General features: G+C 69.6%; 27 protein-coding genes, 1 tRNA gene and 1 riboswitch. Of the genes, 7 read left to right on the forward strand and 21 right to left on the reverse strand.

Annotation, left to right across the window (positions count from 1 at the left end):
- Positions 1-149: 149 nt before the first annotated feature.
- Positions 150-575 (reverse strand): Hsp20/alpha crystallin family protein, encoded by a 426-nt coding sequence (locus AB0E85_RS12405; RefSeq protein ID WP_361925361.1) that lies wholly within the window; start codon positions 573-575, stop codon positions 150-152.
- A 170-nt stretch (positions 576-745) separates the two neighbouring features.
- Between AB0E85_RS12405 and AB0E85_RS12410 the strand changes: the two genes are divergently transcribed.
- Positions 746-1,048: a hypothetical protein gene (locus AB0E85_RS12410; protein ID WP_329328604.1), complete on the forward strand. Its 303-nt coding sequence runs from the start codon at positions 746-748 to the stop codon at positions 1,046-1,048.
- Positions 1,049-1,137: 89 nt separating this feature from the next.
- Here AB0E85_RS12410 and AB0E85_RS12415 read toward each other — a convergent pair whose 3' ends face one another.
- The 3 genes from AB0E85_RS12415 to AB0E85_RS12425 form a co-directional block, all read right to left on the reverse strand.
- Positions 1,138-1,521, reverse strand: a complete 384-nt coding sequence (locus AB0E85_RS12415) for a hypothetical protein (RefSeq protein WP_361925364.1) — start codon at positions 1,519-1,521, stop codon at positions 1,138-1,140.
- Positions 1,518-2,879, reverse strand: coding sequence for a hypothetical protein (locus AB0E85_RS12420; protein WP_361925366.1), 1,362 nt, complete (start codon positions 2,877-2,879; stop codon positions 1,518-1,520). The genes AB0E85_RS12415 and AB0E85_RS12420 overlap by 4 nt, the downstream gene beginning before the upstream one ends.
- Before the next feature lie 192 nt (positions 2,880-3,071).
- Positions 3,072-3,851, reverse strand: coding sequence for a hypothetical protein (locus tag AB0E85_RS12425; RefSeq protein WP_361925368.1), 780 nt, complete (start codon positions 3,849-3,851; stop codon positions 3,072-3,074).
- Between the two features lie 477 nt (positions 3,852-4,328).
- Between AB0E85_RS12425 and AB0E85_RS12430 the strand changes: the two genes are divergently transcribed.
- A complete protein-coding gene (locus AB0E85_RS12430) occupies positions 4,329-5,774 on the forward strand; it encodes an alginate lyase family protein (RefSeq protein ID WP_361925592.1) in 1,446 nt (481 codons plus the stop codon).
- A gap of 64 nt (positions 5,775-5,838) precedes the next feature.
- Here AB0E85_RS12430 and AB0E85_RS12435 read toward each other — a convergent pair whose 3' ends face one another.
- From AB0E85_RS12435 to AB0E85_RS12460, 6 genes are all read right to left on the reverse strand, one after another.
- Positions 5,839-6,267 (reverse strand): DUF2752 domain-containing protein, encoded by a 429-nt coding sequence (locus AB0E85_RS12435; RefSeq protein WP_361925370.1) that lies wholly within the window; start codon positions 6,265-6,267, stop codon positions 5,839-5,841.
- Positions 6,264-6,689, reverse strand: coding sequence for a CD225/dispanin family protein (locus tag AB0E85_RS12440; RefSeq protein ID WP_361925372.1), 426 nt, complete (start codon positions 6,687-6,689; stop codon positions 6,264-6,266). Before AB0E85_RS12440 ends, AB0E85_RS12435 begins: the two co-directional genes overlap by 4 nt.
- Positions 6,690-6,718: 29 nt before the next feature.
- Complete coding sequence (locus AB0E85_RS12445) at positions 6,719-7,150, reverse strand: hypothetical protein (RefSeq protein ID WP_361925374.1); 432 nt, start codon at positions 7,148-7,150, stop codon at positions 6,719-6,721.
- A complete protein-coding gene (locus tag AB0E85_RS12450; RefSeq protein WP_361925376.1) occupies positions 7,131-9,248 on the reverse strand; it encodes a CHAT domain-containing protein in 2,118 nt (705 codons plus the stop codon). Before AB0E85_RS12450 ends, AB0E85_RS12445 begins: the two co-directional genes overlap by 20 nt.
- A gap of 199 nt (positions 9,249-9,447) precedes the next feature.
- Positions 9,448-10,956: an MFS transporter gene (locus AB0E85_RS12455; RefSeq protein ID WP_361925378.1), complete on the reverse strand. Its 1,509-nt coding sequence runs from the start codon at positions 10,954-10,956 to the stop codon at positions 9,448-9,450.
- Between the two features lie 65 nt (positions 10,957-11,021).
- Positions 11,022-12,395 (reverse strand): DUF445 domain-containing protein, encoded by a 1,374-nt coding sequence (locus AB0E85_RS12460; RefSeq protein ID WP_361925380.1) that lies wholly within the window; start codon positions 12,393-12,395, stop codon positions 11,022-11,024.
- Positions 12,396-12,559: 164 nt separating this feature from the next.
- Here AB0E85_RS12460 and AB0E85_RS12465 point away from each other — a divergent pair, with 164 nt between their 5' ends.
- Complete coding sequence (locus tag AB0E85_RS12465; RefSeq protein WP_361925381.1) at positions 12,560-13,891, forward strand: SGNH/GDSL hydrolase family protein; 1,332 nt, start codon at positions 12,560-12,562, stop codon at positions 13,889-13,891.
- A gap of 86 nt (positions 13,892-13,977) precedes the next feature.
- On the opposite strand, the gene AB0E85_RS12470 is transcribed toward AB0E85_RS12465, so the two are convergent.
- Genes AB0E85_RS12470 through AB0E85_RS12485 form a run of 4 tightly spaced genes read right to left on the reverse strand, consistent with a single transcriptional unit; the run spans position 13,978 to position 17,334 of the window.
- Positions 13,978-14,703 (reverse strand): DUF1707 domain-containing protein, encoded by a 726-nt coding sequence (locus tag AB0E85_RS12470; protein WP_361925383.1) that lies wholly within the window; start codon positions 14,701-14,703, stop codon positions 13,978-13,980.
- A gap of 33 nt (positions 14,704-14,736) precedes the next feature.
- The gene (locus AB0E85_RS12475) at positions 14,737-15,714 is read right to left on the reverse strand and encodes an ATP-binding cassette domain-containing protein (RefSeq protein ID WP_361925385.1); all 978 of its coding nucleotides are present in this window, start codon (positions 15,712-15,714) and stop codon (positions 14,737-14,739) included.
- A gap of 5 nt (positions 15,715-15,719) precedes the next feature.
- Entirely contained in the window at positions 15,720-16,541 is an 822-nt protein-coding gene (locus AB0E85_RS12480) for an ABC transporter permease (protein WP_361925387.1), read from the reverse strand.
- A complete protein-coding gene (locus AB0E85_RS12485) occupies positions 16,534-17,334 on the reverse strand; it encodes an ABC-2 family transporter protein (RefSeq protein WP_361925594.1) in 801 nt (266 codons plus the stop codon). Before AB0E85_RS12485 ends, AB0E85_RS12480 begins: the two co-directional genes overlap by 8 nt.
- A 475-nt stretch (positions 17,335-17,809) precedes the next feature.
- Between AB0E85_RS12485 and AB0E85_RS12490 the strand changes: the two genes are divergently transcribed.
- A complete protein-coding gene (locus tag AB0E85_RS12490; RefSeq protein ID WP_361925389.1) occupies positions 17,810-20,224 on the forward strand; it encodes a transglycosylase domain-containing protein in 2,415 nt (804 codons plus the stop codon).
- 22 nt (positions 20,225-20,246) lie between these two features.
- Here AB0E85_RS12490 and AB0E85_RS12495 read toward each other — a convergent pair whose 3' ends face one another.
- From AB0E85_RS12495 to AB0E85_RS12505, 3 genes are all read right to left on the reverse strand, one after another.
- A complete protein-coding gene (locus tag AB0E85_RS12495; RefSeq protein ID WP_361925391.1) occupies positions 20,247-20,567 on the reverse strand; it encodes a multidrug efflux SMR transporter in 321 nt (106 codons plus the stop codon).
- 34 nt (positions 20,568-20,601) lie between these two features.
- Positions 20,602-20,669: riboswitch (guanidine-III (ykkC-III) riboswitch) on the reverse strand.
- Between the two features lie 57 nt (positions 20,670-20,726).
- Positions 20,727-21,083 (reverse strand): co-chaperone GroES, encoded by a 357-nt coding sequence (locus AB0E85_RS12500; RefSeq protein ID WP_031140106.1) that lies wholly within the window; start codon positions 21,081-21,083, stop codon positions 20,727-20,729.
- Positions 21,084-21,127: 44 nt separating this feature from the next.
- Positions 21,128-21,457, reverse strand: a complete 330-nt coding sequence (locus AB0E85_RS12505) for a DUF3618 domain-containing protein (RefSeq protein WP_033308145.1) — start codon at positions 21,455-21,457, stop codon at positions 21,128-21,130.
- Positions 21,458-21,552: 95 nt separating this feature from the next.
- Between AB0E85_RS12505 and bcp the strand changes: the two genes are divergently transcribed.
- Together bcp and AB0E85_RS12515 are read left to right on the forward strand one after the other, a co-directional pair.
- Complete coding sequence (gene bcp, locus AB0E85_RS12510) at positions 21,553-22,020, forward strand: thioredoxin-dependent thiol peroxidase (protein WP_033308146.1); 468 nt, start codon at positions 21,553-21,555, stop codon at positions 22,018-22,020.
- A 39-nt stretch (positions 22,021-22,059) separates the two neighbouring features.
- Positions 22,060-22,146: transfer RNA gene (locus tag AB0E85_RS12515), tRNA-Leu, on the forward strand.
- Positions 22,147-22,150: 4 nt separating this feature from the next.
- Here AB0E85_RS12515 and rdgB read toward each other — a convergent pair.
- From rdgB to AB0E85_RS12535, 4 genes are all read right to left on the reverse strand, one after another.
- Positions 22,151-22,753: an RdgB/HAM1 family non-canonical purine NTP pyrophosphatase gene (gene rdgB / locus AB0E85_RS12520; protein ID WP_361925394.1), complete on the reverse strand. Its 603-nt coding sequence runs from the start codon at positions 22,751-22,753 to the stop codon at positions 22,151-22,153.
- Between the two features lie 133 nt (positions 22,754-22,886).
- A complete protein-coding gene (locus tag AB0E85_RS12525) occupies positions 22,887-23,285 on the reverse strand; it encodes a hypothetical protein (protein WP_361925396.1) in 399 nt (132 codons plus the stop codon).
- Positions 23,286-23,511: 226 nt separating this feature from the next.
- Complete coding sequence (gene rph, locus AB0E85_RS12530) at positions 23,512-24,249, reverse strand: ribonuclease PH (RefSeq protein WP_033308151.1); 738 nt, start codon at positions 24,247-24,249, stop codon at positions 23,512-23,514.
- A 104-nt stretch (positions 24,250-24,353) separates the two neighbouring features.
- Positions 24,354-24,587 carry a PTS glucose/sucrose transporter subunit IIB gene (locus tag AB0E85_RS12535; RefSeq protein ID WP_361925398.1) on the reverse strand — a complete coding sequence of 78 codons (234 nt, stop codon included), beginning with the start codon at positions 24,585-24,587 and terminating at the stop codon, positions 24,354-24,356.
- Positions 24,588-24,748: 161 nt separating this feature from the next.
- On the opposite strand from AB0E85_RS12535, the gene AB0E85_RS12540 reads away from it, so the two are divergent.
- Positions 24,749-26,062 (forward strand): PTS transporter subunit EIIC, encoded by a 1,314-nt coding sequence (locus AB0E85_RS12540; protein ID WP_361925400.1) that lies wholly within the window; start codon positions 24,749-24,751, stop codon positions 26,060-26,062.
- Positions 26,063-26,178: the final 116 nt, after the last annotated feature.

Raw genomic sequence — 26,178 nt, forward strand, 5'->3', positions numbered from 1 at the left:
GGGGGTGGTTCTTAACGGGGGCCCCGGTGGTGGTTTTTTGGGGGGGGGTTGGCCTCGTTGGGGGGGGGGGGGCTGGTTTGTGCGGGGGCGGTGGCGCGCGGGGGGGTAGGGGGCGGGCGGCGCGACGTACCTCTGGGCGGGCGGTGGGGTCAGCTGCTGAGCTGCCGGCGGGTGTCGCCGCCCGAGATCTGGATGCGGCGGGGCTTGGCCTGCTCGGCCACCGGGATGCGCAGGGTCAGGACGCCGGCCTCGTAGGAGGCGTCGATGCGCTCCGTGTCGAGTGTGTCGCCGAGGAAGAGCTGGCGCGTGAAGGTGCCGGTGGGACGCTCGGCGACGAGCGGTTCCGCGCCTTCGGGGGCGGGGGACCTGCGCTCGGCTCGCACGTTGAGGACGTTGCGCTCGACGTCCAGTTCGATCGTCTCGGGGTCGATGCCGGGGAGGTCGAAGTGGACGAAGAAGTCGTCCCCGGAGCGGTAGGCGTCCATCGCCATGGCCGACGGGCGGTTGGCGGCGGGGCCGAAGACCTGCTGGGTGAGTCGGTCGAGTTCACGGAAGGGGTCCGTGCGCATGAGCATCACTGGTCACTCCTCTCTTCAGGTGCCGGGTGCGATGCCCTACGGGTCCTGCGTCTTCTTATATAGCTCGGAGGAGGAAACTTGACAAGCCTGGGCTCAGGTTCGGGGTCCGGAAGCCGTCCGGGCTAGCCTCAAGATCCCCAGCAGGGTGCAGGACGCAGGAGGCAGGTATGGCGAAGGTTCCGAGTGCGGTGGTCGCCGCGAGCGGGCTCGTGGGCGGGTACGGCGTGGCCCGCTGGACCAGGCAGCGGCCGCTCGGCGGGGTCGTACTGGCCGCGGCCGGGGTGGTGGCCGCACGGCAGTGGCGTCAGCAGGCCGGTGGAGTGGCCGCGGGGGCGTTGTCGGCCGCGTACGTCGCCGCCTTCGCCGGGTCTCATCCGCTGGCCAAGAAGGTGGGCGCCTGGCCTGCCGTGTTCGGGGTGGCGGGGGCCGTGGGGCTGGCGTCGTGGGCGGTGGCGGACCGGCGCGCCTGAGCGGCCCTCCTGCGGCGCCGATGACGGGTCGGGGTTCGAGCACGTCGTCGGCGGCGGCTCGCCCTCCGTCGACGTGCGACACGAGCGGGTCAGGCTTCGGGGGGACCGTCGGGTGATACGCCGGCGCAGAAGGCGGACAGCCCTATGCGGGTGGCCAGCACGGCCACGATCGCGGCCTGGACGGAGTCGCTGAGCACCTGGTGCGCGGCGCCGTAGATGGCACCCGCGTCGATCAGGCTGTCGGAGACGCTGTTGTCCCTGAAGCCTTGCAGTCTCGGGTGCAGACACACGCTGTGCCGCAGGCGGTCGTACTGGTTGTGGAACCAGGTACGGCCGAAGTCCCGGGCTTCACGCCGGTCGTCCGGCGTCATGCCGGGGCCGGACCCGAGCAGGTGCCGTCCCAGCTCCTCGTAGAGTTCGTTCTCGGTCATCGACTGGTACTTGTCGAGCGGGACGCGGTCGGCTGCCGTCATCGGCGGGTCTCCTTCATGAGTACGTGCTGGGTCAGCGTTGCGGCGTGCAGGGCCAACTCCAGTTGGTCGGCGGGAGCCATGCCGACGACGGGCAGCGATTCCCTGATGTCCTCCAGCAGCGCCCAGAAGGACAGCGGCAGTGCGGGATCGGTGATCTCCTCGATCCGCCGGTCCGCGAGGCCCCACAGCCGGAGCCCTTCACGGGACCGGCCCGACAGCATGGCCTCGGCACCGGCCGGGACCGCGGTGCCGTGCCCGCCGCCCAGGGCGCGGAGGGCTGAGGCCAATTGGTCCGGTGCGCCGGACTGGATCTCGGCGTACCGCGTCATGTCGTCGCGGTAGTCGTCCCAGATGGCATGGCGGACCACGCCCGGGTGTTCCAGCACCGGCTGCCACGGCACGGCCGCCGCGTGGAGCGTGAAGTCTGCCGCCCGGTCGGTGAGCGCCGTCAGAGTGTCGCCGTACTGCCTGGCCGGCAGTGCGACATGCAGCGGCAGGGACCGGACGAGCCTTTCCTGCCGCTCGGCAGCCGGGGGATGTGTGCTGCCGCGGTGGACGTACAGGGCCCGCTCCGTGAACTGCACGACGACCATCGCCAGCAGAGCTCCGAGCCCAGCGTGCAGCGCGGTCCCCGGCCCGTGTCCACGCTGCGCGTGCAAGACCGTCCGCAGGGCCAGTTCGTCCGCCTCGGTTTCCCACCGGGGGTCGCCGGAGCAGGAGGAGACGCCGGCAGACGCCGCGCTGTGGCCGAGCAGGACATGGCTGTACTCGTGGGCCACCACGAAGCGCAGACAGTGCGTCAGGTACCGGTCCGCGTCGCTCTCTTGGGGTGCTCCGAGAGCCAGAACGGGCGTCATCGCTCCTCCCAGGACCCGCTGGTGCAGCGCGCTGAACCGCAGTGACGCGGTGAGCAGGACCTCGTCCAGGCCGCTCTCGTCGCGCATGTGCCGGCGGAGAACGGCTCGTAAAGAGGCCAGGGCCGACTCCTTGGTCCTGGCGTACGCCAGGTGCGAGGAATACAGGTGCGCGAAGGCGAAGAGAGCATCGGAGATCCGTATCAGTGCCGAGCCGTCCCCGTAGGCCTGCCCCGCGGCGCTGATCGACTGTCGGGCCACGGCGCAGATCTCGAAGCGGTCGAGGACCGCACGGTCGTAGCCGAGTTCTGCCAGAGTGCCCGCCACGGCCTGGGCCGCGAACCGGCAGTTGTCGTCGATCGGGTCCCCGCCGTGTTCGTCCCACGCCGCGATCACGGACTCGACGAGCTGGGTGTCCTCCCCTCGGGACCGAAGGATGTCGAGGTACTCGGTCATGACCCGGCGCCGGTCGTAGGAGAGCCGGGCGATCGCCGCCGCGCTCATCCCAGGGGTGTCGCCGGGGCCTTCGGGCCTGGCGGTCGCGTCCAGTTCTGCTCCCCTCGCCGGGCAATGACTGTGGAGCCGTTGCCTAGCCGATTATCAGCCCTGAACTCATACCATCAGCCCTATTCGCGGAAACCCACCATGACTTCGGTACATTTCCGGATGTAGAACACTCGTGCCACTGCGTCGCTCTCAGTCGGCGGGCGGCGGGAGTCCCAGCAAGGTGTCGAACCGGCGGGTGGCCAGCATGGCCACGACGCTGCCGCCGCGGTCCGGCGCTCCGGTGGTGGTCATCTCCGCCTCCCATTCCCGGTCCGCGACCAGCCGCCCCAGCACGCGTGCCCCTGCCTGCGGGTGCCCGGACGGAACGGGGATGCCGCCGACCTCCGCCAACACCCCCGGGACGTACCGCTGTCCGGCCTGCTCCGCCGCGTTCGCCGAGGCACCGCCGTCGGCGTGGGCGGCGGCGAACGCACCGGTGGCCAGTCGGCGGTAGAGCGGCATCGTGCGGCGGTCCATGTACCGAAGGGAGGTCTCTTCGAAGACCCGTTTGAGCGCCTGGTCGTAGTCCTCGCGGGAACCGGTCACCGGATCCACGGATCGGGCCAGGAATCGCCGGTGCGCGGCGACCGTCATCTGCCGGGCCAGCGCACCCATGCCCGTCTGCACGGAGGAGTCGCTCTCATCGGCCAGTTGGAAGGCGAGGCGCAGCGAGACGCCGGCCAGATCGCACCAAACGGCCTCCGGGCCGCCCGGACTCGTCCCGGCCCGCCGCCAGTGGGACGCCGACCAGCGGCGCAGTTGCTCCAGCGCCCTGAGCGAGGACGCGTGCCCCAGGGCGAAGATCAGGCCTCCCCGCACCAGGCCCAGCTTGCCCGGGATTCCGCCGGCGGAGAGCCCGGAATCGGCAGCGAGAGCCTCCAAGTGGTCGTGGAACCGCGCAAAGGAGTTGTCGTCGGCCTGCACTGCCACGGCCCCCCTCCGTCGGCACTGAAGGAACTGTCGCCCTCCTTCGCCGTGCCGAAACCCGAGGATGCTCCTTCTCCTGATCGCAGGGGCAGGCCCGACGGCGTGGCTGATGACGTATGTGACCGGAGACCGGGCCGAGACCGTGTCGGGACCGTGTCGGTCATTGCGCGCGACATGACCGTGGCGGCCGGCGGGAGGCACAACGAAGAACCCCGGCCCTGAGACTCAGGGCCGGGGTTCTTGTCTGGAGCGCCGGGCAGGCCTTGCACCTGCATTTCCCCACAGGAAGTGGGGCGTCTTTCCTTGGACCACCAACGCACTGTCCGCCCACCGGAGTTCCGGCGACTGGACGCAGATCAACTATAGCGCAGTTTCTGTTATCGCCCGCACCACCGGGCCGTCTCCTCACCGTCCCCCGCAGGTACGCGACTTTTGACGCTGAGGTACGACGACGTGACACGACAGATCAGCCGCCGGAGCATGGTGAAGGCAGCGGGCATCGGTATCGGCATCGGTGCGACTGCGACCGTGACCACGACCGCACTCGCCACACCGGCCGGCGCCGCCGGAGCACCCCTCGCTCACCCCGGGCTGCTGCACACCCGTGCCGATCTGGACCGTATGGCGGCCGAGGTGAAGACGGGTGCCAGACCGTACGCCGCCGGGTTCGCCGAGCTCACGGCCAACCGGCATGCGCAGAGCGGGTGGCGGCCGAATCCGCAGGCGGTCGTGTACCGGGGGTCGGGTACGCCCGAGAACTACGGGATCCTCTACAACGACATCCACGCCGCGTACCAGAACGCCCTGCGCTTTCACGTCAGCGGTGAGGAGGAGCACGCCGACACCGCCGTGGCGATCCTCAACGCCTGGTCGGGGAAGCTGACCAGGCTGGAGGGCAGTGCCGACCGGTTCCTGGCGGCGGGGTTGTACGGCTACCAGTTCGCGAACGCCGCCGAACTGGTGCGGGGGCACGGGGACTTCGACCTGGGCCGAGCGCAGGAGCTGTTGCGCGACGTCTTCCACCCGCTGAGCGACGACTTCCTGACCAGGCACAACAATGCCGTCGTCACGAACTACTGGCCCAACTGGGACCTGGCGGCCATCGCGTGTGTGCTCGCGACCGGGATCTTCTGCGACGAACGGGCCGTGATCGAGCGGGCCGTGGAGTACTTCAAGCACGGGGACGGCATGGGGTCGGTACGGCACGCCATCCCCGTCGTCCACGAGGACGGGCTCGGGGAGTGGGTCGAGGCCGGGCGGGACCAGGGGCACGCGCTGCTCGGGGTCGGGCTGATGGGCACGGTGTGCGAGATGGCGTGGAACCAGGGGATCGATCTGTACGGGTACGACGACAGCCGGTTCCTCAAGGGGGCGCAGTACGTGGCCAAGTGGAGCCTGGGCGGGGATGTGCCGTACACGGCGAACACGCGGCGGAAGGGGGCGATCGGAGGCTGGTCGGGGAGTGAGACCGCGTCCGATGTCGCGAGCGTGGATCCGACGATGACCCGGCCCATCTGGGCGATGATCGCCAACCACTACACCAAGCGGCGGGGACTGTCGGCGTCGTACCTCACACGGGCGGCGGCCAAGGCCGCGCCGGAGGGCGGGGGCGGGGATTACGGGCCCAACAGCGGGGGCTTCGACCAGCTGGGGTTCGGGACGCTGGCGTTCACGCGGGACAGGGCGACGGACCCGACGGCCCCGGCATCAGCACCTGAATCTGAATCGTCCGCCACGGGGGCTGATGCCCGGGCTCGGACGGCTGCGACCGCCACGGCTCTCCCCTCGACCGCCTCGGGGCGGGACCTGGCCGCCACGGGTGCCGAAGAGGCCGTCGGGTGGGCCGCCGCTGCGGGAGTCACCGCCGTTGCGGGTGGGGTGCTCCTGCTGCGGCGGCGGGATCGGGTGCGCCGCGAGGCCGAGTAACACCGGGACGCCTGCGGGGAGCGCTGGTGGGTGCTCGCGCCGGCCCGCTCCCTCACACTGCTGTTCAAGCGCCCAGCACTCCTCCGAGCACGGGCAGGTTGCGGAGCACGGCCCAGACGACGAGCACGGTGATCGTCGCCGGTGCACTCCACTTGGGAAGAACCCTGCGGCGAGCTCTGCCCGTGACGGCGCGCAGCCACACCGCCGCAGCGCAGGGCAGGAATGCGACCAGCAGCAGGTTGTAGTCCGCCGCGGCCATCAGGTGGCCGTGGGTGAGCTCGTGAAGCGCACGCAGGCTGCCACAGCCCGGACAGTCGAAGTCAGTGAGGGTCCGGAAGGGACAGGCAGGGAATCGACCGGCACGTGTGGGGTCCACGAGGGCTGTGACGACGCACAACGTCGCGAAGACCCCGGCACCCGTCCAAGCGTCGCGGACGGGACGCGCCGTCGGAGCCCATCCCGGCCGTCGAGCCCCGGAACGCAGTGGATTCACGGCGCCGGCACAAGGGCCGTGGTGCTGGACGTGGACAGGGAGACAACCATCAAGATGATCCAGGCGACCACGCCGGCCGCCAGACTGACGATGACCCAGAGCCGGGCTTTCCGTGAGGATTCAGCAGCTCCTGCGAGGTCGCCCGCATTGGCCTTGGCCGAGACTTGCGAGGAGAAGACGATGGCGGCGATTCCGGTCGGGAGGAAGCAGAAGAGCGTGACAAGAATGGCCCCCACCATGTAAGTAGGCGGCGTCATTCTCTGCCCTGGGTAAGCGCCCTGCCACTGCTGCTGACTGAACTGCTGGTGATCTTCCGGCATTTGCGATTGCCGGCCTTGCGACGACGTGGACGACTCCTGCCAAGGACTCTGTGGTCCCCATGACCCGTCGTCGGGTGATTGCGATGCGCGATTGTCTGCCATGGCCGGTTGTCTCCCTCCGGATTCTTCGTTCAGACGGGGACCCACATGACACGTTGCGCGTCCCAGGCCCAACGTCCTTCGCGGGCATCCAGGTCGACGGCCTGCTGGTACGCCTGCTCCGGAAGGCCCGTCGTGAACGAGATGCGACCACCTTCGGACACTTGAATTACCAATTCTTCCGGCGTCTGTTGGTTTCTCGACGGTCGTGCCAGCAGCCGGTCGACAAACATCCTCAAGCCCCTGTGAGCCTCCTCGGCGAGCCCCTGGAACAGAGTGCGGAGAAACGGATCGAGGACAGCTGTGGTGACCAGCACGAGCACGACGTCGGCCGCCCCTCGCCGTGTCGGGCGCAACATACATGTGCTGTGGATTCCGGCCTCGTGCAGCAGGCCCTGCGCGTCTGTGGCCGGATCGGTCGGGAGCGACGAAGGCCAGAAGATCTCAACCTCCGGATCTGTCATGATGCGCCTCCATGTCCAGGATCCAGTCGGGCAGCGCCCAACGCTCGATCACACCCGTGCGTGTGCCGGTCACGAAGCCCGCGCCGTTTTCGAGAAACGCCACACCGGCCGGCTGACCCGCCAGCTTGGCCGCTATGGACGACTTCCCACTGTTCAGGTCGCGGAAGGTCACGGTGCCTTCGTCATCGGCCACGGCGAGCACCGGGTATTCGGTGGAGAACGCCAGGTGCCGAGCGGGCTTTCCATATCCTGTGCGGCGGAGGAGCCGGCCCTGCCAGGACCAGAAACGCACCTGCCCGTCCAGGCAGCCGGTAGCCACGAGGTCTTCTGTGCAAGCAAGGGAGAGGACGGCTTGGTGGTGCGGCCAGGTCATGACGGACTGCCCGTGTGCGTTCAGCTGTCGTACCGAGTTGTCACCGCAGGCTACGAGTACGTACCGGTCACCCGGTGTGAAAGTCAGGGGCCCGGGTGTCGCTTTGTCACCCGTGCGCAGCATCCCGCCCTTCTTCGCCGGCCAGGCCTGAAGTTCGCGGACCCGCGCTCCACGCGCGTCGTAGACCTGCAGACGATTGCCCACAGTCAGCGCCAGCCAGCGGCCGTCAGCGCTGAAAGCAAGGGTGTCGCTCTGCCCTCCGGGACTGATGACACATACCGCGGATTCGGTTTGCAGGTCCCAGACCACCACCGCGCCGTCGTCATGCCGACTGGCCACGTGCCGTCGCCAGGGACTCCAGGCCAGGGAAACGGGATTCTCACGCTGCACGGGCGGGCATTGGGCAACCAGTTCCCCGTCCGTGGCCGTGAAGACCCGGATCAGGCCGTCCTCACAGGCCGTAGCGAGCAGATTCGCGGGTCCGAGTGCCAGGCGGGAGCATGGCCCGACATCTGTGAGCACACCGATCCTTTGGGGCAACTGCTGCTCGAGTGTCGGCTTGATCAGGGTGATCGGATCTGTCATGAAGTCGGGCCGGGAGGGCGGAGTTCTGGGGCGCTCTGGCGGGTCCTCGGCTGAGGCGAACACCCGGGTCTGGTCGGACGCGAGGAACAGGACGGGGGTGGCCCACTCCAGACTGCCCTGGCGCATCTTCACTTCTTCGCGGGCCCGCGTGACCGCCCGGTCGACGGGAAGCCCGTCTGCTATCCGCTCGTAGAACGACGAAGCGAAGACGAGGGCGGCCTCGTCCGTGATCTCGTACTGCATCGCGACGACGGCCGGCACGCCGGCAAGCACGAGACTTGCCGCGGTGCTCGTAAAGACGTCCTCGGCTCCGCTCACAGCGGAGTCACAAGCATTCAGGACAATGAGGCGCAGATGCGGACAGTCGCTGATGAGCCGCTCGAAGTCGCCGGCGTGGAAGCGCATCGCAGATCCGTCTTCGCCGGACAGCTGTATGTATCCCGAATTGAGATCCTCGTCGAATCCGCCGTGACAGACGCAGTGCAGCACATGCCACGTGCCGGACCGCAAAGCCTGTGAGAGATCCTGCCAGCGATCACCGGGAAGCCAGTGGACGTCCACATTGTCGGAGCTGTTCCGCTGGAGAGCCCGTTCTATCCGCTCACGCTCCCGTTTCCCTTGCAGGGAAGGGAGGTCACTCGGACGCGCGGACACTCCGAGCACTCGAAGCGGAAGAGTGAGTGCAAGCGGCGGAACGGGGTCCATCAGCCGTAGATCACGCACTACGGGAACACGAAGGGCGAGGTAGTCCTTTTGGGAGGGGTCCACCAGGTATTCCCAGGGAATGCTGCCCAGGTGCGGGCCATCCGTACGCAACAGGATGCGCAATGGCCTTCCCTCAGTCTTGGCTCGATGCATACACCGATCCAACTGAAAGGATATTTTGTCGCGAATGACCACCTCGGTGAGGCGTTTTCCGAATTCTCGAACCGATTTCTCGGGCGTGGCCGTACCACGGGTTACTGCCGCACTGTACGACCTGGTAAGTGCCGTTCCCAGGTGCGCCAGCGCGACCTGGAGCTCACCTTCCGAATAGGGAGGCGCGACACGTATGCTCGCTTCGCCGCACTCGGAGTAACACCGAACGATCCATTCGGTAGCACCTTCAATGATTTCGAGCCGAAATGGTAGCCCTTTCATCGTCTTCCACCTCCACCCCAGATATCCAGTCCACACCCGTTACCTGGTGGCGTCCACTCGGAATCTTTGAGTGGCGAGGTGAGCGAATTTCGGCTGCCCGCCGCATCTCCGGCGGGCAGCCGACGCGGTGCTCGGCCGACGGCTGTCCAGGCTGGAGGGCAGACTCGCACCGCCCCGGACAGCGTCGGCCGAGGCGTCCTCAGGCCGTCGCCCGACTCTCCCCCGAACCGCCGGAGGCGCCACCCTCGGCCCCGCCGTCCGCCGCCGTCAGCGGCTTCGCGATGTCCTCCAGGGAGCGGCGTTCCGCCTTCACCGCCAGGAGTGCCGCGACCAGGCCCGCCAGGCACATCAGCGTCGCGCCGATCGAGAAGGCCAGGACCGTGTCGCCGACGACGCCGGATTCCGTGAGCTTGGCGAAGAGGAGCGGGCCGCTGATGCCGCCGGCTGCCGTGCCGATGGCGTAGAAGAACGCGATCGACATGGCGCGGGTCTCCATGGGGAAGACCTCGGAGACGGTCAGGTAGGCGCTGGACGCGCCGGCCGAGGCGAAGAACAGGACCGCGCACCAGCACGCCGTCATCGTGGCCGCGCTCAGGGAGCCCTGGTCGAAGAGCCAGGCCGTGCCGAAGAGGAGCAGGCCGGACAGGATGTACGTGCCGGAGATCATGATGCGGCGGCCGACCGTGTCGAAGAGCTTGCCGAGGAGCAGCGGGCCGAAGAAGTTGCCGAGGGCGATGACCGCGAAGTAGTAGCCGGTGTTGCCGCTCGGGACGTCGAAGAACGTCGTCAGGATCGCGCCGAAGCCGAAGGTGATCGCGTTGTAGAGGAAGGCCTGGCCGATGAAGAGGGAGAAACCGAGGATGGCGCGGCGGCGGTAGTCGGAGAAGACCGTGCGGCCGATCTCGACGAAGGAGACGCTGCGGCGCTGGTGGATGGTGATCTCGCCCTCGGGGCGCGGCAGCGGCTCACCCCTCTCCTCCTCGATCTTGCGTTCGATGGAGGAGACGATGCGTTCCGCTTCGTCGTCGCGGCCGTGGATCAGCAGCCAGCGCGGGCTCTCGGGGACGTGCCGGCGCACCAGGAGGATCACCAGGGCGAGGACCGCGCCGAGGGCGAAGGTGAGGCGCCAGCCGACGTTCGCCGCGAAGATGTCGGTGTCCAGCGCGACGATCGACAGCAGCGAGCCGAAGACGGCGCCCAGCCAGAAGCTGCCGTTGATCATCAGGTCGGTGCGGCCGCGGTACTCCTTGGGGATCAGCTCGTCGATCGCGGAGTTGATGGCGGCGTACTCGCCGCCGATGCCGAAGCCGGTGAGGAAGCGGAAGAGGAAGAACCACCAGGTGTCGAAGGAGATCGCGGTGAGGGCCGTGGCTCCCAGGTAGACCGCCAGGGTGATCATGAAGAGTTTTTTGCGGCCCCATTTGTCCGTCAGGCGGCCCCAGAAGAGCGCGCCCAGGCAGGCGCCCGCCACGTAGAGGGCGGCCGCCATGCCGGTGACCTCGCCGGAGGTGATGGGCAGACCGCTGCCGGGTTCCGACAGGCGGCTGGCGATGTTGCCGACGACGGTGACTTCGAGTCCGTCGAGGATCCACACGGTGCCGAGACCGATGACGATCGTCCAGTGCCAGCGCGACCAGGGGAGGCGGTCGAGGCGGGCGGGGATGTCGGTCGTCACGGTTCGGCCGGTCTCGGCCTGCGCGGTGGTCATGGGCTCCCTCCACATCGAGCGAACCCGGGTCGAGTGCCCTGAGCGCCTTTTCTTACGCCCCGGCTTTACGCCCCCAGCGCGCGGGAGACCGTGTAGATCAGCAGGCCGGCCAGGGAGCCGACGACCGTGCCGTTGATGCGGATGAACTGGAGGTCGCGGCCGATGTTGGCCTCGATCTTCTTCGTGGTGTGCTCGGCGTCCCAGCTCGCCACCGTGTCCGTGATCAGGGAGGTGATCTCCTTGCGGTAGGTGGTGACGACGTAGACGGCCGCGTCCTCCACCCACCGGTCGACCTTGTCCTGCACCTTGCGCTCGGCCGCCATCCGGGTGCCCAGCGACAGCAGGGACGCCCGCACGCGCAGCCGCAGTTCGCTGCGCTCGTCCTCGGCCGCGGCGACGATCATGGACCGTACGGCCGTCCAGGCGCTCGCGATGAGGTCCTGGACCTCGCCGCGGCCCAGCACCTCGCCCTTGAGCCGCTCGATGCGGGCGCGGGTGTCGGTGTCGGACTGGAGGTCGGAGGCGAAGTCGGTGAGGAAGCGGTCGAGGGCGCCGCGGGCGGGGTGGCCGGGCATGTCGCGCATCTCGGTGGCGAAGCGCAGCAGTTCCCGGTAGACGCGCTCGCCGACCTTGCGGTCGACGAACTTCGGCGTCCACCCGGGCGCGCCGCCCTCCACTGCGTCCATCACCTCGTCGCGGTGCAGCACCAGCCAGTCGTGCGCGCGGTTGACGACGAGGTCGACGACCCGTTTGTGGCCGCCGTCGGCGACGACCTTCTCCAGCATCTTGCCGATGCCGGGTCCGATCTCCTGGGCGTTCGCGCGGCGGGTGATGGCCTCGCCGACCACGGCCTGGACGTCGGAGTCGCGCAGGACCGTCAGGGCGCCGCGCAGGGCGGTGGACAGCTCCGCGGTGACCCGGTCGGCGTGTTCGGGGACGGCGAGCCAGGCGCCGAGGCGGCTGCCGATGCCGACCGCGCGCAGCCGCTGCCGTACGACGTCCTCGGAGAGGAAGTTCTCGCCGACGAACTCGCCCAGGGAGACACCGAGCTGGTCCTTCTTGGTGGGGATGATCGCGGTGTGCGGGATGGGGATGCCGAGGGGGTGCCGGAAGAGGGCGGTGACGGCGAACCAGTCGGCGAGCGCGCCGACCATGCCCGCCTCGGCGGCCGCGGCGACATAGCCCGCCCAGGGGCCGGCGCCGGAGTTCTGCGCCCACTTGGCGAGGACGTAGACCAGCGCGACGAACAACAGCAGACCGGTGGCGGTCAGTTTCATCTGCCGCACGCCGCGCTGTTTCTCCTCGTCCGCCGGGCTGAACGTCGTCATCGCACGGTTCACCGCGCCGCCGGGCCGGGCATGCTGCCCTCCGGTACCGGCACCCTTTTCTGCTGCTTTCGTCCGTTCCATCCGCTCCACCCGCTTGGTGATCCCGCACACATTGTCCCTTCCTGACCGACTCCTGGAACGGAACAGGAGTTCCCGGCGTCTGTCGGGAGGGGGTAATGCCATGGGGTCCTGTGAGCTCCCCCCGGCCCATGCCGCATCATGGGCACATCAGATCGGAGCCTTGGGCTCCCATCGCCCGAGGAGAACTGAACAGCATGACCCGAGGACGTGGCTACGCCCTCCTGGCCCTGGTCGTCGCAGCGATCGTGGCCCTTTCCACCGCCATATACGTCGGCGTGGCGTCCGACGACGGCCTGCGCAACCGGAACGCCCTCGGCGACGGCCGCGCCCCCAACTCCGCGGCCCCCGCCTCCACCGGCACCTGGGTCGGCACCTGGTCCACGTCCCCCTCCGCCGCCGAACCCGGCACCGAGACGACCGGCATGGCGGACCGTTCGGTACGCAACGTCGTCCACACCAGCGTCGGCGGTACGGGTGCCCGCGTGACGCTGTCCAATCTCTACGGGCAGTCCCCGCTGAACATCACGCGGGCGACGATCGCCGTGTCCGCGGGCAGCGGTACGGCGGCGGCCCTCGCGGACACCATGCGGCAGCTGACCTTCGGCGGCGGGCCCACGGTCGTCATCCCGCCCGGCCGGCAGGTCATGAGCGACGCGGTGCGGGTCGTCGTCCCGCACGACTCCGACGTCCTGATCACCACCTACACGCCCACCAGCTCCGGCCCGGTGACCTACCACCGGCACGCCCGGCAGGTCTCCTACGTCGCCCAGGGCGACCACGCGCAGGACACGACCGGCACCCCGTACACCGAGCGGACCGGCTCCTGGCGCTACCTGACCGCGCTGGACGTGCTGAGCAACGAGTCCGACGGCACGATCGTCGCCCTCGGCGACTCGCTGACCGACGGCATCACCTCGACGCCGGACACCAACAGCCGGTGGACCGACGTGCTCTCCGACCGGCTGCGCGCGGAGATCGCGGCCGGGCGTGACCTGCCCCGCTACAGCGTCGTCAACCAGGGCATCAGCGGCAACCAGGTCCTCGCCGACGGGCTGGGCCGCCCCGCGGACAACCCCAGCGGGCTGAACCGCTTCGGGCGGGACGTCATGGAGCGGACGAACGTCAAGGTCGTCGTCATCGACCTCGGCGTCAACGACATCCTGCGCAATCCGCGGCTCGCCGACCCGAACGCGATCCTGAACGGCCTGCGCACGATGGTCGGGCAGGCCCACGCGCGCGGCGTGAAGGTCGTCGGAGCGACCCTGATGCCGTTCTACGGGCACCGCGGGTACACGGAGGCCCGGGAGGCGGTCCGCCAGACGATCAACGCGGAGATCCGCGCCGGGCGGGTGTTCGACGCCGTGGCCGACTTCGACCAGGCGCTGCGGGACCCGTACGACCCGCGACGGCTGCGGGCCGACTACGACTCCGGGGACCACCTGCACCCCAGCGACAAGGGGTACGCGCGGATGGCGGAGTCCTTCGACCTGGAGACGCTGAAGGGATCGGCGCCGGCGGAGCTGTAGCCCCGCCCCGCCCCGCCCCGTTCCGTCCCTTTCCGTGCCCGCTGCCCGACCTCAGGCGGCGGGCACCCGGCTGCCGGGGCCCGGCGTCAGTGCTCCCAGTGGGAGTCCCGTCGGCGCGGCTCGTCCAGCTCCCGCCGCCCCGCCTTGCGCTCCAGCTTCTCCTGGCGGCGCTCCTCGCGGATCCGCAGCTTCTCCGCCCGGGTCAGCTTCCGCTGCACCCCGACACCGCCCCAGAACGCGAAGCCCGTGACGACGACCCGCGGGGCGCCCGGCTCCCCCGGCACGCCCTCCTCACGGTGGTCGAAGCCGCCCATGATGCCGATGCCGCGGACGACGACCTCGACGCCGGGCGGCACGATCACATCCACGCCGCCCATGATCGCGATCGCGTTGACCTCGACCTCGCGGTCCGCGAAGTTCGCCTCGCGCAGGTCGATCTCCCCGCCGCCCCAGAAGGCGAAGCAGGTGAACCGCCGGGGCATCGTCCAGCGTCCCTTGCGCTGGAAGCCGGACATCACGGCGACGGCCCCCGTGGAGGACCCCTCGCCGCCGACGATCCGCCCGGACCAGTCCGTCCCGGCCGCCGGGTCCTTCGTCAGGGACACCGCCGGGGCGGTCACGCCCGCGGCCGGCAGGTCCCGGGTGATCGGTGCCAGTTCCCCGTACGTCCGGGCCCGGTACGTCGCGTCGAGCCGCTCCTCGAACTCCGCCATGTCGAGACGGCCCTCGGCGAGGGCGTCCCGCAGGATCTCGGCGATCCGTTCACGGTCGGCGTCGGAGGCGCGGAGGTCCGGGAGGGCATCGTCGGTCATACACAGCAGATTACGAGTTCACCCCGCCGGGGGCTACGAGATCGCCCGCTCGGCCTGTTCCCCGTACATGGTGGCGATGACCGCCTCGATGTCCGGTTCCCGCACCGACAGGTCCACCAGCGGGTACTCGGCCGCGATCCGCGCCACCAGCGGCGCCGCCGACTCCCCCGCCGGAAACGCCAGCCACTGGCGCGGGCCCTCCACGCGGACGACCCGCGCGGGCGCCGGTGCGTCGATCGGCGGCAGTTCCCGCTCCAGGTCCACGACCAGGGTCCGCTCGCTCTCTTCGACCTCGTGCAGCCCGGCGAGCGGGCCGTCGTACATCAGACGGCCGTGGTCGATGACCATCACCCGCTTGCACAACTGCTCGATGTCCTGGAGGTCGTGCGTGGTCAGCAGCACCGTCGTGCCGCGCTCGGTGTTCAACTCCCGCAGGAACTCGCGCACCTTCGACTTGGAGACGACGTCGAGGCCGATCGTCGGCTCGTCGAGGTACAGCACCTCCGGGTCGTGCAGCAGCGCCGCCGCGATGTCGCCGCGCATCCGCTGCCCGAGGGAGAGTTGCCGTACCGGCACGTCCAGCAGGTCGCCCAGGTCGAGGAGTTCGACCAGGCGGTCGAGGTTCTCCCGGTAACGGGCGTCCGGGATCCGGTACATGCGGTGCATCAGCCGGTAGGAGGCGAGCAGCGGCAGGTCCCACCACAGCGTGGTGCGCTGCCCGAACACCACGCCGATGCGGTGCGCCAGCCGCGTCCGTTCCCGGGAGGGGTCGATGCCGGCCACCCTGAGCCGGCCCGCGCTGGGCGTGAGGATGCCCGTCAGCATCTTGATCGTGGTGGACTTGCCGGCGCCGTTGGGCCCGATGTAGCCGACCATCTCACCGCGTTCCACCCGGAAGGAGATCGAGTCGACGGCCCTCACCTGCCGCCGCTCCCGTTTCATGAAGCCGGTCTTCCTGCGCACCTCGAAGACCTTCTCGACGCCGTCGAGTTCGATGAACCCGCTGTCCATTCCGGTCAACTCCCTGTACTCCGGTACGAACGAAGCCCCGTCCGCCACGCCATCCCGGCCAGCCCGCAGCAGACGGCCGCCACCAACGGCGAGGCGAACGCCGTCCACCCGGGCAGCCCGACCGGGTACGGCCGTCCCAGTACGTAGGCGGCGGGCACCCAGTTGACGAAGGCCAGCGGCAGCATGAAGGTCACGCCCCGCACCAGGTCCTTGCCGAACACCGTCGGCGGATACTGCAACAGCGTCGTCCCGCCGTAGGTGAACGCGTTCTGCACCTCGGCGGCGTCCTGGGCGTAGATCTGGAAGGCCGCGCCCGCCACGAACACCGCCGAGAAGATCGCCGCGCCGCTGACCACCGTCACCGGCACCAGCAGCACCTTCGGCGCACTCCAGTCGACGTCCACCGACACCAGCGCCCAGCCCAGCACCACCACGCCCTGCGTGATCCGGCCCAGCCGGCGCAGCGCGAACCGGTCGGCCCCGACCTGGGCGAGCACCGGCGCCGGACGCACCAGCAGCGTGTCGAAGGAGCCGTCGCGCATCCGGGCGCCCAGGACGTCCATCGAGCCGAGCGCCAGATCGGCGATGCCGAACGACGTCACGGACAACCCGTACAGGAAGGCGATCTCGGGCAGCGACCAGCCGCCCAGCGAGTCCACCTGCGAGAACATCAGCAGGATCGCCACGAAGTCCAGGCCGGTCACCGTCAGGTTGCCGAACACCGTGACGACGAAGGAGGTCCGGTAGGTCATGCTCGACCGGATCCACATCCCGGCGATCAGCCGGTAGGCCCGCAGCCCCTCGGCCAGGGCACCGCGCTCAGCCACCCTGCACCACCACCCGCCGCGTCGCCGCCGACTGGAGCAGCCGCCCCGCCGCGAGCAGCGCCACCGCCCACGCCGCCTGGAAGGCGAACGCCCCGAGCGGGTCGGTCTCCCCCATCAGCACGTCCGCCGGCATCTGGATCTGCGCCGCCCACGGCAGCACCCGCACCACCTCCCCCAGCGCGCCCGGGAAGGCGTTGAGCGGCAGCACCATGCCCGAGAAGAAGACCCCCGTGACCATCAGGGCCTGGCTGACGCCCGTGCCGTCCATCAGCCAGAACACGCTCAGCGCCGCCAGGTAGCGGATCGCGAAGCTCACGACCGTGGCCAGCAGCAACGTCACCAGGAATGCCGCCCACGGGGCGACGTCCGTCGGCAGCGCCATGGGGAAGAAGACCGCGCCGAACACGAACGGGACAACCCCCCGCCCCAGCATCTGGAACAACGCCCGCCCCACGTCCCCCGCCAGCCACCACAGCTGAAGATCGGCCGGCCGGTACAGGTCGACGGCGATCTCACCGGTGCGGATGCGCTCCATCAGGTCCTTCTCGGCGCCGCCGCCCTGGATCGCGAGGGTCGCGTAGAGGCACTGCCCCAGCCATACGTAGGTCACGGCCTGCGCCTGGTCGTACCCCCCGAGGTGCGGTTTCTCGTGCCACAGAGCCAGATACGTGTAGACGAGGATGACGCCGAAGACGGTGTTGGTGAACACCCCGGCCACCGTGGCCGCCCGGTAGGTCGCGTACCGCCGGAAGCCACCCGCCGCGACGGCCGCGTACAACCGTCCCGAGCCCACATCCACAGCCCTCCTCGCCACCGGCACCGAAGCGCAGGAGCCTAGTGGTCCGGGATCGGGCGTGCCACGCGATTTCGGGGAGCGGCGGGGGTGCCGCGGGGCGGGTGCGCACCGGCCCAGACGGTACGATCCGTTGCGTCCGCGTGGGCCGAGGCGCCCGTGGCCAGGGCGAGCAGCGTGGCGGCGGTGCCGGCCGGGCGGAGCGTACGAGCCGTCACGATCACGGCCGTGTCCCCCTTCGGGCGAATGTCGCGCAGGCGAGATCACGATTCGGGCAGGCGTGCGGAGCAGCACGTTTCGCCCCGTGCCCGCCCGCGCACCCGCCCGCACGCGGCCCGTCCCCCACACGGCACACGACACGGCCCTCGATCAGGGAACTGATCAACGGATGGGACAGTCTTCATCACAGGGGCGCAAGAGCGAGCAGAGACGTACGGGAACGACGTACGACGCGAAACAGGAGTCCGTGCACGACATGAGTGACGAGCCTCAGCCGCAGCAGCCGAATCCGGGCTGGGCAGCGAGCCAGCCGCAGGCGCACGCCGACGGCGACCCGGGCACGCCCGCGGCCACGGCGGCCGGGAAACCGAAGCGGACCGGCTGGCGCCGGGCGATCCCGACCTGGCGCATGACGCTCGGCGGCTTCGTCATCGTCGTCCTGCTGCTGGTCGGCGGGTTCTTCCTGGGCTACTCCCTCGTGAAGATCCCCCCGGCCAACGCGCTCGCCACCAAGCAGGCCAACGTCTACCTGTACGCCGACGGCTCGGTGATCGCGCGTGACGGCGAGGTCAACCGGGAGAACGTCACCCTCCCGCAGATCTCCAAGGACGCCCGGTTCGCGATCCTGGCCGCCGAGGACCGCGACTTCTACACCGAGTCCGCCGTCGACCCCAAGGCCATGGTCCGCGCCGCCTGGAACACCGCCCTCGGCAAGGGCAAGCAGTCCGGCTCCACGATCACCCAGCAGTACGTGAAGAACTACTACCTGCGCCAGGAACAGACCGTCACGCGCAAGGCCAAGGAGTTCTTCATCGCGATCAAGCTGGACCGCGAGGTCAGCAAGGACCACATCCTGGAGGGCTACCTCAACACCAGCTACTTCGGCCGCAACGCCTACGGCATCCAGGCCGCCGCCCAGGCCTACTACGGCATGGACGCCAAGGACCTCGACCCGGCCCGCTCCGCCTACCTCGCCGCGCTCGTCAACGCCCCCAGCCAGTACGACGTCGTCGCCCACCCGGAGAACCGCAAGGCCGCCGAGTCCCGCTGGAACTACGTCCTGGACGGCATGGTCAAGAAGGGCTGGCTCAGCGAGTCGAAGCGGGCCGGCATGAAGTTCCCCATGCCGAAGGAGTCCACCCTCTCCACCGGCATGTCCGGGCAGCGCGGCTACATCGTCCGGATCGTCAAGGACTACCTCACCCAGAACAAGATCATTGACGAGAGCAAGCTCGACGCCGGCGGCTACCGCATCACGACCACCTTGCAGAAGGACAAGCAGGACGCGTTCGTGAAGGCCGTCAACGACAAGCTGATGTCCAAGCTCGACAAGAAGAAGAACAAGGTCGACACCTACGTCCGCGCGGGCGGCGCCTCCGTCGACCCGAAGACCGGCAAGGTCGTGGCGATGTACAACGGCATCGACTACGTCAAGCAGTACACGCCGAACGCCACCCGCAGGGACTTCCAGGTCGGCTCCACGTTCAAGCCCTTCGTGTTCACCTCGGCCGTCGAGAACCACTCGGAGACCCAGGACGGCCGCGTCATCACCCCGAACACGATCTACGACGGCACCAACAAGCGCGTGGTCCAGGGCTGGGCCGGCGATCCGTACAACCCCGAGAACGAGGACCAGCGCTCCTACGGCGACATCACCGTCACCGAGGCCACCGACAGCTCCGTGAACTCGGTGTACGCGCAGATGGCCGCTGACGTCGGCCCCGCGAAGGTCAAGCAGACCGCGATCGACCTCGGCGTCCCCGAGACGACCCCCGACCTCGCCGACGGTCCCGCCATCGCGCTCGGCACGGCCACCGCCAGCGTCCTCGACATGGCGGAGGCCTACGCCACCCTGGCCAACCACGGACGGCACGGCACCTACACGATGGTCGAGAAGGTCACCAAGGAGGGCATGCCGGTCGACCTGCCCGAGCGGCGCACCCGGCAGGCCGTGAGCCGCGAGGCCGCCGACACCACCACCTCCATGCTGCGCAGCGTCGTCCAGAACGGCACGGCCTCCGCCGCCCAGGCCGCGGGCCGCCCGGTCGCCGGCAAGACCGGCACCGCCGAGGAGGACACGGCGGCCTGGTTCGCGGGCTACACCCCCGACCTCGCTACCGTCGTCTCCGTCATGGGCCAGGACCCGGTGACCGCCGCCCACAAGTCGCTCTACGGCGCCATGGGCCTGCCGCGCATCAACGGCGGCGGGGCGCCCGCGGAGATCTGGACGCAGTTCACCCAGGACGCCCTCAAGGGCAAGCCCGCCAAGGAGTTCGACCTCAGGCTCCAGCCCGGCGCCAACGTCTCCCAGGCCCCCAGCAGCGAGGCCCCCGCCGACCCCACCACCGGCGGCACCGCCGACGGCGGCACGACCACCGGCGGCGAGGAGACCGGCAGCCAGGCGCCCGAGCAGAGCCCCAGCGCCCCCGAGGGGCAGACCGAGGGCCAGACGGACGGCGGCACCACCGACGGCGGTACCGGCGGCGAGTCGCCCACGGGCGGCGGCACCGCGGACGGCGGCACGACCGACGGAGGTACGACGGACGGCGGTACGGCCGACGGCGGCACCACGGAGGGCGGTGGCGGCGGCGACACCGGCGACGGCGGCGCGACGGGCGGCCCGACCGGCCCCGGCTGGGGCGTGGTCCCGCAGACCGCCCGCCGCGAGTAGCGCCACGACGGCTCAGGAGCCGTCAGTGACCGCTGGTCGCCTTCAGCCCTACCACGGCGACCAGCAGCAGGCACACGAAGAAGATCCGGGCGGCGGTCGCCGGCTCACCCAGCACCGCCATGCCGAACACCGCCGCCCCGGCCGCACCGATCCCCACCCACACGCCGTAGGCGGTTCCGATGGGGAGGGTCCTGGCGGCCTGCGACAGCAGCAGCATGCTGGCGACGATGCCGACGCCCGTGAGCAGGCTGGGCAGCGGACGTGTGAAGCCGTCGGTGTACTTCATGCCGACCGACCAGCCCACCTCCAGCAGACCGGCGACGACGAGCAGAACCCAGGCCATGACGGGCACCTCCGGGATACGGGCTGACGGTGTCGGTGCGTCGTCTTTGCCTTGATCCCGGTACGGCGCGTCTCGTCGGGGGTCCCTCCAACGTAGCAAAGCCGCACGACACGGCGAAGGGGCCGGTGACGGTGGTCACCGGCCCCTTCGCCACAGGTCCTAGAGGTACAGGCCCGTCGAGTCCTCGGCGCCCTCGAACCGGTCCGCGGCCACGGCGTGCAGATCACGCTCGCGCATCAGCACGTACGCGATCCCCCGCACCTCGACCTCGGCGCGGTCCTCCGGGTCGAACAGCACCCGGTCGCCCGCCTCCACCGTCCGCACGTTCTGCCCCACCGCGACGACCTCGGCCCACGCCAGCCGCCGGCCCACCGCCGCCGTGGCGGGGATCAGGATGCCGCCGCCGGAGCGCCGCTCGCCCTCGCTGGTGTCCTGCCGCACGAGTACGCGGTCGTGCAGCATCCGGATCGGCAGTTTGTCCGGATGGGTACTGTGCTCGTTTCTCTTGGCGCTCACGCCCTGAAACCTACCTGTCTTCCCCGCAAACGTACGCAGTCGGGTCAGCCCTTGCGCCGCCGCGTGCTGACCGCGAGCAGCCCGACCACGCCCACGACGACGAGCGCGACGGGCACGACACGCTCAAGCCGGGGCGCGCCGTCCTCGTCCACGAACCGGGCGCGCACATCGGTGACGGCCCGGTTGACCCCCACGTACGCGCGTCCGAGGGTGTGATCAATGTTGGAAGCGACCTTGGCCTTGGCATCCCCGACGATCGTCTTGGGGTGCACGCGCACCCCGATCTCGTCGAGGGTCTCGGCCAGGGTCGCGCGGCGGCGCCTGATGTCCGCCTCGATCTGCGCCGGGGTCCTGGAGTCCGCCGTGTCCGCCACCGTGTCGCCTCCGAAGTCGGTGTGAAGCCTGTGCAGGACAGTCTGTCAGCTCCACGGGTCATCACACTGTCAGCACCCCCGGTTACGCTGGCCCGATGAGCGAGCGACTCCAGCCGGGGGACGTGGCCCCCGCCTTCACCCTGCCCGACGCCGACGGCACCGAGGTGTCCCTGTCGGACCACAAGGGCCGCAAGGTCATCGTGTACTTCTACCCGGCCGCCCTCACGCCCGGCTGCACGAAGCAGGCCTGCGACTTCACGGACAACCTGGAGCTGCTGGCGGGCGCGGGCTACGACGTCATCGGCATCTCCCCCGACAAGCCGGAGAAGCTGGCCAAGTTCCGCGACAAGGAGTCCTTGAAGGTCACCCTGCTCGCCGACCCGGACAAGCAGGTCCTGGAGTCCTACGGCGCCTTCGGCGAGAAGAAGCTGTACGGCAAGACGGTCGTCGGCGTCATCCGCTCCACGATCGTCGTGGACGAGGAGGGCAAGGTCGAACGCGCCCTGTACAACGTCAAGGCCACGGGCCACGTCGCCAAGATCATCAAGGATCTGGGGGTCTGAGGACGTTGCCCGACCAGTAGCATGGCCGGGCAACGCCAGGCGGCCGTGGTGGAACTGGCAGTCACGCTGGGTTTAGGTCCCAGTGGGGTAACTCCCGTGAGGGTTCGAGTCCCTCCGGCCGCACCAGAGTTCAGCCGAGGAGTTCGCGCACGACGGGCACCAGCGCGCGGAACGCCTTCCCCCGGTGGCTGATCGCGTTCTTCTCCTGGGGGGTCAGTTCGGCGCACGTGCGCCGCTCCCCCTCCGGCTGGAGGATCGGGTCGTAGCCGAAGCCGCCCGCGCCCGTGGGCTCGTGGCGGAGGGTGCCGCGGAGCTGTCCCTCGACCACACGCTCCGTGCCGTCGGGCAGGGCCAGGGCCGCCGCGCAGGCGAAGTGGGCGCCGCGGTGCTCGTCGGCGATGTCCGAGAGCTGGGCGAGCAGCAGGTCCAGGTTGGCCCTGTCGTCGCCGTGCCGGCCGGCCCAGCGGGCGGAGAAGATGCCGGGGGCGCCGTTGAGGACGTCCACACAGAGGCCCGAGTCGTCGGCGACGGCCGGGAGGCCCGTGGCCCGGGCCAGGGCGTGGGCCTTGAGGAGGGCGTTCTCGGCGAACGTCACGCCCGTTTCCTTGACATCGGGGACGTCCGGGTAGGCGTCGGCGCCGACGAGTTCGTGGGGCAGCCCGGCTTCGGCGAGGATCGCGCGAAGTTCGGTGATCTTCCCGGCGTTACGGGTGGCGAGGATCAGGCGACTCATGGCCCCCAGTATTGCCCGGGCAGGATCGTGCCCCGTCAGGGGCGCGGGGAACTGCGCGACCAGCCCCCACGCACCGGCACGCGCCCACCGACAGAACCCGGCAGACGAGAAGCCCGGCCCCGCCAGCGCAGCGCTACGGCGTACACACCTTCGTCAACTCGCCCGCCGCGTCCGTGACCGGGCTGATGTCGGGCGTCTCGTCGCCGTTCTCGACGGCCCCCTGGACCTCGAACAGAGCCTTGCGCATGTCCTCGGTCGCCTTGTCCAGGTCGGCGTTGTCCGTCTTGTCGCCGATCTTGTCGAGGTTGTCGCCGATGGACTGGATGGACTCGTCGATCTGCGTCGGGTCGTTCGACGCGTTGTCCACGGCCTGCTGGAGCTCGGTCACGCTGTCGGCGACGGCTTCCGCGGTCTGGACGCAGTCGAGTGCCTTGTCGACGGCGGCGCAGCCGGTGGTGAGTCCGGCGGTCAGCACGACGGCCGCCAGGGTGGCGGCGACGGCTGCGGTGCGGCGTCGGCGGCTCGCGGCCATGGAGCGGTCCCTCTCGTTCGGCGGGCCGGTCGGGCCCGCGTGGCTGGCCGGGCGCACAGGGATGAGCCGTGCGCCCGTACTCCTTCAGACGCGAGTGTGCTCGGCTCGGTTGCCCGAGCCGAGCACCCGTCTTGGTGTGCCCTTTACTTTTCGAGGACTTCTCCTCGAGGACGGCTTCTCCTCGAGGACGGCTTCTCCTCGAGGACGGCTTCTCCTCGAGGACGGCTTACTTCTCGAGGACGGCGTCGAGTGCGGTGCGCTGGTGGGCGGCGAGGTCGGCGCAGCCGGCGACGGCGAGGTCGAGGAGGGCGTTCAGTTCGTCGCGGGCGAAGGGCTCGGCTTCGGCGGTGCCCTGGACCTCGACGAAGCGGCCGTCACCGGTGCAGACGACGTTCATGTCGGTGTCGGCCTTGACGTCTTCCTCGTAGCAGAGGTCGAGGAGGGGGACGCCGCCGACGATGCCGACGGAGACGGCGGAGACGGTGCCGGTGAGGGGCTTGCGGCCGGCCTTGATGAGCTTCCTGCCCTGGGCCCAGGCGACGGCGTCGGCCAGTGCCACGTAGGCGCCGGTGATCGCGGCCGTGCGGGTGCCGCCGTCGGCCTGGAGGACGTCGCAGTCGAGCACGATGGTGTTCTCGCCGAGGGCCTTGTAGTCGATGACGGCGCGCAGGGACCGGCCGATGAGGCGGCTGATCTCGTGGGTGCGGCCGCCGATGCGGCCCTTGACGGACTCGCGGTCGCCGCGGGTGTTGGTGGCGCGGGGCAGCATGGAGTACTCGGCGGTGACCCAGCCTTCGCCGCTGCCCTTGCGCCAGCGGGGGACGCCTTCGGTGACGGAGGCGGTGCAGAAGACCTTGGTGTCGCCGAAGGAGACCAGGACGGAGCCTTCGGCGTGCTTGCTCCAGCCGCGCTCGATGGTGATGGGGCGGAGCTGCTGGGGGGTGCGGCCGTCGATTCGAGACATGCGGCTGAGCCTATCCGTACGTGCGGAAGGCCCCTCCCGCGGTGGGAGGGGCCCGTGATGCGCTGGGGGTGTCAGGGGGTGAAACCCGGGACGATCCCCGCTCTTCACATCATGTCTTCGATGTCCGCGGCGATGGGGTCGGCGTCGGTGCCGATGACGACCTGGATCGCGGTGCCCATCTTGACGACGCCGTGGGCGCCGGCGGCCTTCAGGGCGGCCTCGTCGACCTTGGTGGGGTCGACGACCTCGGTCCGCAGGCGGGTGATGCAGCCTTCGACCTCTTCGATGTTGTCGATGCCGCCGAGCCCGGCAACGATCTTCTCAGCCTTGCTGGCCATGTTCGTTCTCCCTGATCCGAACCGCTTTGTCGCAGTAACCCACAGTTGGCCCAACTTCGCGAGCGGCCCTGTCGTGTGTGCCCAAGGATGGCGTCACGTCGGCGCAACCGTCGAACGACTGGTCTACACCACAAACCCGCCTCTCGACAAAGGGGACCGGAATGAGTGCCGACAGCCCTGCCGGCGCCGATGCCGCCGTCAGCCCCGCCCGCGCTCGCTGGAACCGGCTGTTCCAGGGGTTGCAGAAGATGGGCCGCAGTCTTCAGCTGCCGATCGCGGTCCTGCCGGCGGCGGGGATCCTCAACCGGCTGGGGCAGCCGGATGTGTTCGGGGACGACGGGCTCGGCTGGACGAACGTCTCGAAGGTGATGGTCGGTGCGGGCGGTGCGCTGCTGGACGGCTCGCTGGGGCTGCCGCTGCTGTTCTGCGTGGGCGTCGCGATCGGGATGGCGAAGAAGTCGGACGGTTCGACGGCGCTGGCGGCGGTGGTCGGGTTCCTCGTGTACTTCACGGTGCTGCGGCAGTTCCCCGAGGACTGCCCCGAGGGGTCGGTGGCGGTGCCGAACGTCGGGTGTCAGGTGACCGACGGGGACCGGGAGGTCACGGCGTTCGCGTTCCAGAACCCGGGGGTGTTCGGCGGGATCGTGATGGGGCTGCTGGCGGCGTTCTTCTGGGCCCGGTTCCACCGGACGCGGCTGGTGGACTGGCTGGGGTTCTTCAACGGGCGGCGGCTGGTGCCGATCATCATGGCGTTCGTGGCGATCGCGTTCGCCGCGCTGTGCCTGTGGGTGTGGCCGCCGGTCGGTGACGCCCTGGAGAGCTTCAGCGACTGGATGGACGGGCTGGACGCGTGGGGCGCGGGCGTGTTCGGCGTGGCGAACCGGGCGTTGCTGGTGGTGGGGCTGCACCAGTTCCTGAACGTGCCCATCTGGTTCCAGTTCGGCTCGTTCACGAAGCCGGACGGGACGGTGGTGCACGGTGACATCAACATGTTCCTGGCGGGGGATCCGGATGCCGGCCAGTTCACCTCCGGGTTCTTCCCGATCATGATGTTCGCGCTGCCGGCGGCGGCGCTGGCGATCACGCACTGTGCACGGCCGGACCGGCGCAAGGAGGTCGGCGGCCTGATGCTGTCGGTGGCGCTGACGTCGTTCGTCACGGGCATCACGGAGCCGATCGAGTACTCGTTCCTCTTCGTCGCGCCGGCGCTGTACGTGGTGCACGCGCTGTTGACGGGGGCCTCGATGGCGGTGACGTGGGGGCTGGGGGTGCACGACGGGTTCAGCTTCTCGGCGGGGCTGATCGACTACGTCATCAACTGGAATCTGGCGACCAGACCGTGGCTGATCGTCCCCATCGGGCTGGGGTTCGCGCTCCTCTACTACGTGATCTTCCGGTTCGCGATCACGAAGTTCGACCTGAGGACTCCGGGGCGTGAACCCGCCGAAGAGGTCGAGGACAGCGCCAAGGCGTGATCGTCACAGCGGGTGGAATTGGCGGGTTCCACTCGTTCGGCCTACCGTGCTACAACTGGTCTACACCACTCACTGGTGGAGGTCGCGCGGTGATGACCGCGTTCCCCTTTCTTTGA

The organism is Streptomyces sp. NPDC029044, assembly GCF_040637495.1.
GTDB lineage: Bacteria > Actinomycetota > Actinomycetes > Streptomycetales > Streptomycetaceae > Streptomyces.

Coding starts and splice junctions, on each gene's coding strand:
- AB0E85_RS12405 (WP_361925361.1), bottom strand. CDS start 575: ATGCTCATGCGCACGGACCCCTTCCGTGAACTCGACCGACTCACCCAG.
- AB0E85_RS12410 (WP_329328604.1), top strand. CDS start 746: ATGGCGAAGGTTCCGAGTGCGGTGGTCGCCGCGAGCGGGCTCGTGGGC.
- AB0E85_RS12415 (WP_361925364.1), bottom strand. CDS start 1,521: ATGACGGCAGCCGACCGCGTCCCGCTCGACAAGTACCAGTCGATGACC.
- AB0E85_RS12420 (WP_361925366.1), bottom strand. CDS start 2,879: ATGAGCGCGGCGGCGATCGCCCGGCTCTCCTACGACCGGCGCCGGGTC.
- AB0E85_RS12430 (WP_361925592.1), top strand. CDS start 4,329: ATGGTGAAGGCAGCGGGCATCGGTATCGGCATCGGTGCGACTGCGACC.
- AB0E85_RS12440 (WP_361925372.1), bottom strand. CDS start 6,689: ATGGCAGACAATCGCGCATCGCAATCACCCGACGACGGGTCATGGGGA.
- AB0E85_RS12445 (WP_361925374.1), bottom strand. CDS start 7,150: ATGACAGATCCGGAGGTTGAGATCTTCTGGCCTTCGTCGCTCCCGACC.
- AB0E85_RS12450 (WP_361925376.1), bottom strand. CDS start 9,248: ATGAAAGGGCTACCATTTCGGCTCGAAATCATTGAAGGTGCTACCGAA.
- AB0E85_RS12455 (WP_361925378.1), bottom strand. CDS start 10,956: ATGACCACCGCGCAGGCCGAGACCGGCCGAACCGTGACGACCGACATC.
- AB0E85_RS12465 (WP_361925381.1), top strand. CDS start 12,560: ATGACCCGAGGACGTGGCTACGCCCTCCTGGCCCTGGTCGTCGCAGCG.
- AB0E85_RS12470 (WP_361925383.1), bottom strand. CDS start 14,703: ATGACCGACGATGCCCTCCCGGACCTCCGCGCCTCCGACGCCGACCGT.
- AB0E85_RS12475 (WP_361925385.1), bottom strand. CDS start 15,714: ATGGACAGCGGGTTCATCGAACTCGACGGCGTCGAGAAGGTCTTCGAG.
- AB0E85_RS12490 (WP_361925389.1), top strand. CDS start 17,810: ATGAGTGACGAGCCTCAGCCGCAGCAGCCGAATCCGGGCTGGGCAGCG.
- AB0E85_RS12495 (WP_361925391.1), bottom strand. CDS start 20,567: ATGGCCTGGGTTCTGCTCGTCGTCGCCGGTCTGCTGGAGGTGGGCTGG.
- bcp (WP_033308146.1), top strand. CDS start 21,553: ATGAGCGAGCGACTCCAGCCGGGGGACGTGGCCCCCGCCTTCACCCTG.
- rdgB (WP_361925394.1), bottom strand. CDS start 22,753: ATGAGTCGCCTGATCCTCGCCACCCGTAACGCCGGGAAGATCACCGAA.
- AB0E85_RS12525 (WP_361925396.1), bottom strand. CDS start 23,285: ATGGCCGCGAGCCGCCGACGCCGCACCGCAGCCGTCGCCGCCACCCTG.
- rph (WP_033308151.1), bottom strand. CDS start 24,249: ATGTCTCGAATCGACGGCCGCACCCCCCAGCAGCTCCGCCCCATCACC.
- AB0E85_RS12535 (WP_361925398.1), bottom strand. CDS start 24,587: ATGGCCAGCAAGGCTGAGAAGATCGTTGCCGGGCTCGGCGGCATCGAC.
- AB0E85_RS12540 (WP_361925400.1), top strand. CDS start 24,749: ATGAGTGCCGACAGCCCTGCCGGCGCCGATGCCGCCGTCAGCCCCGCC.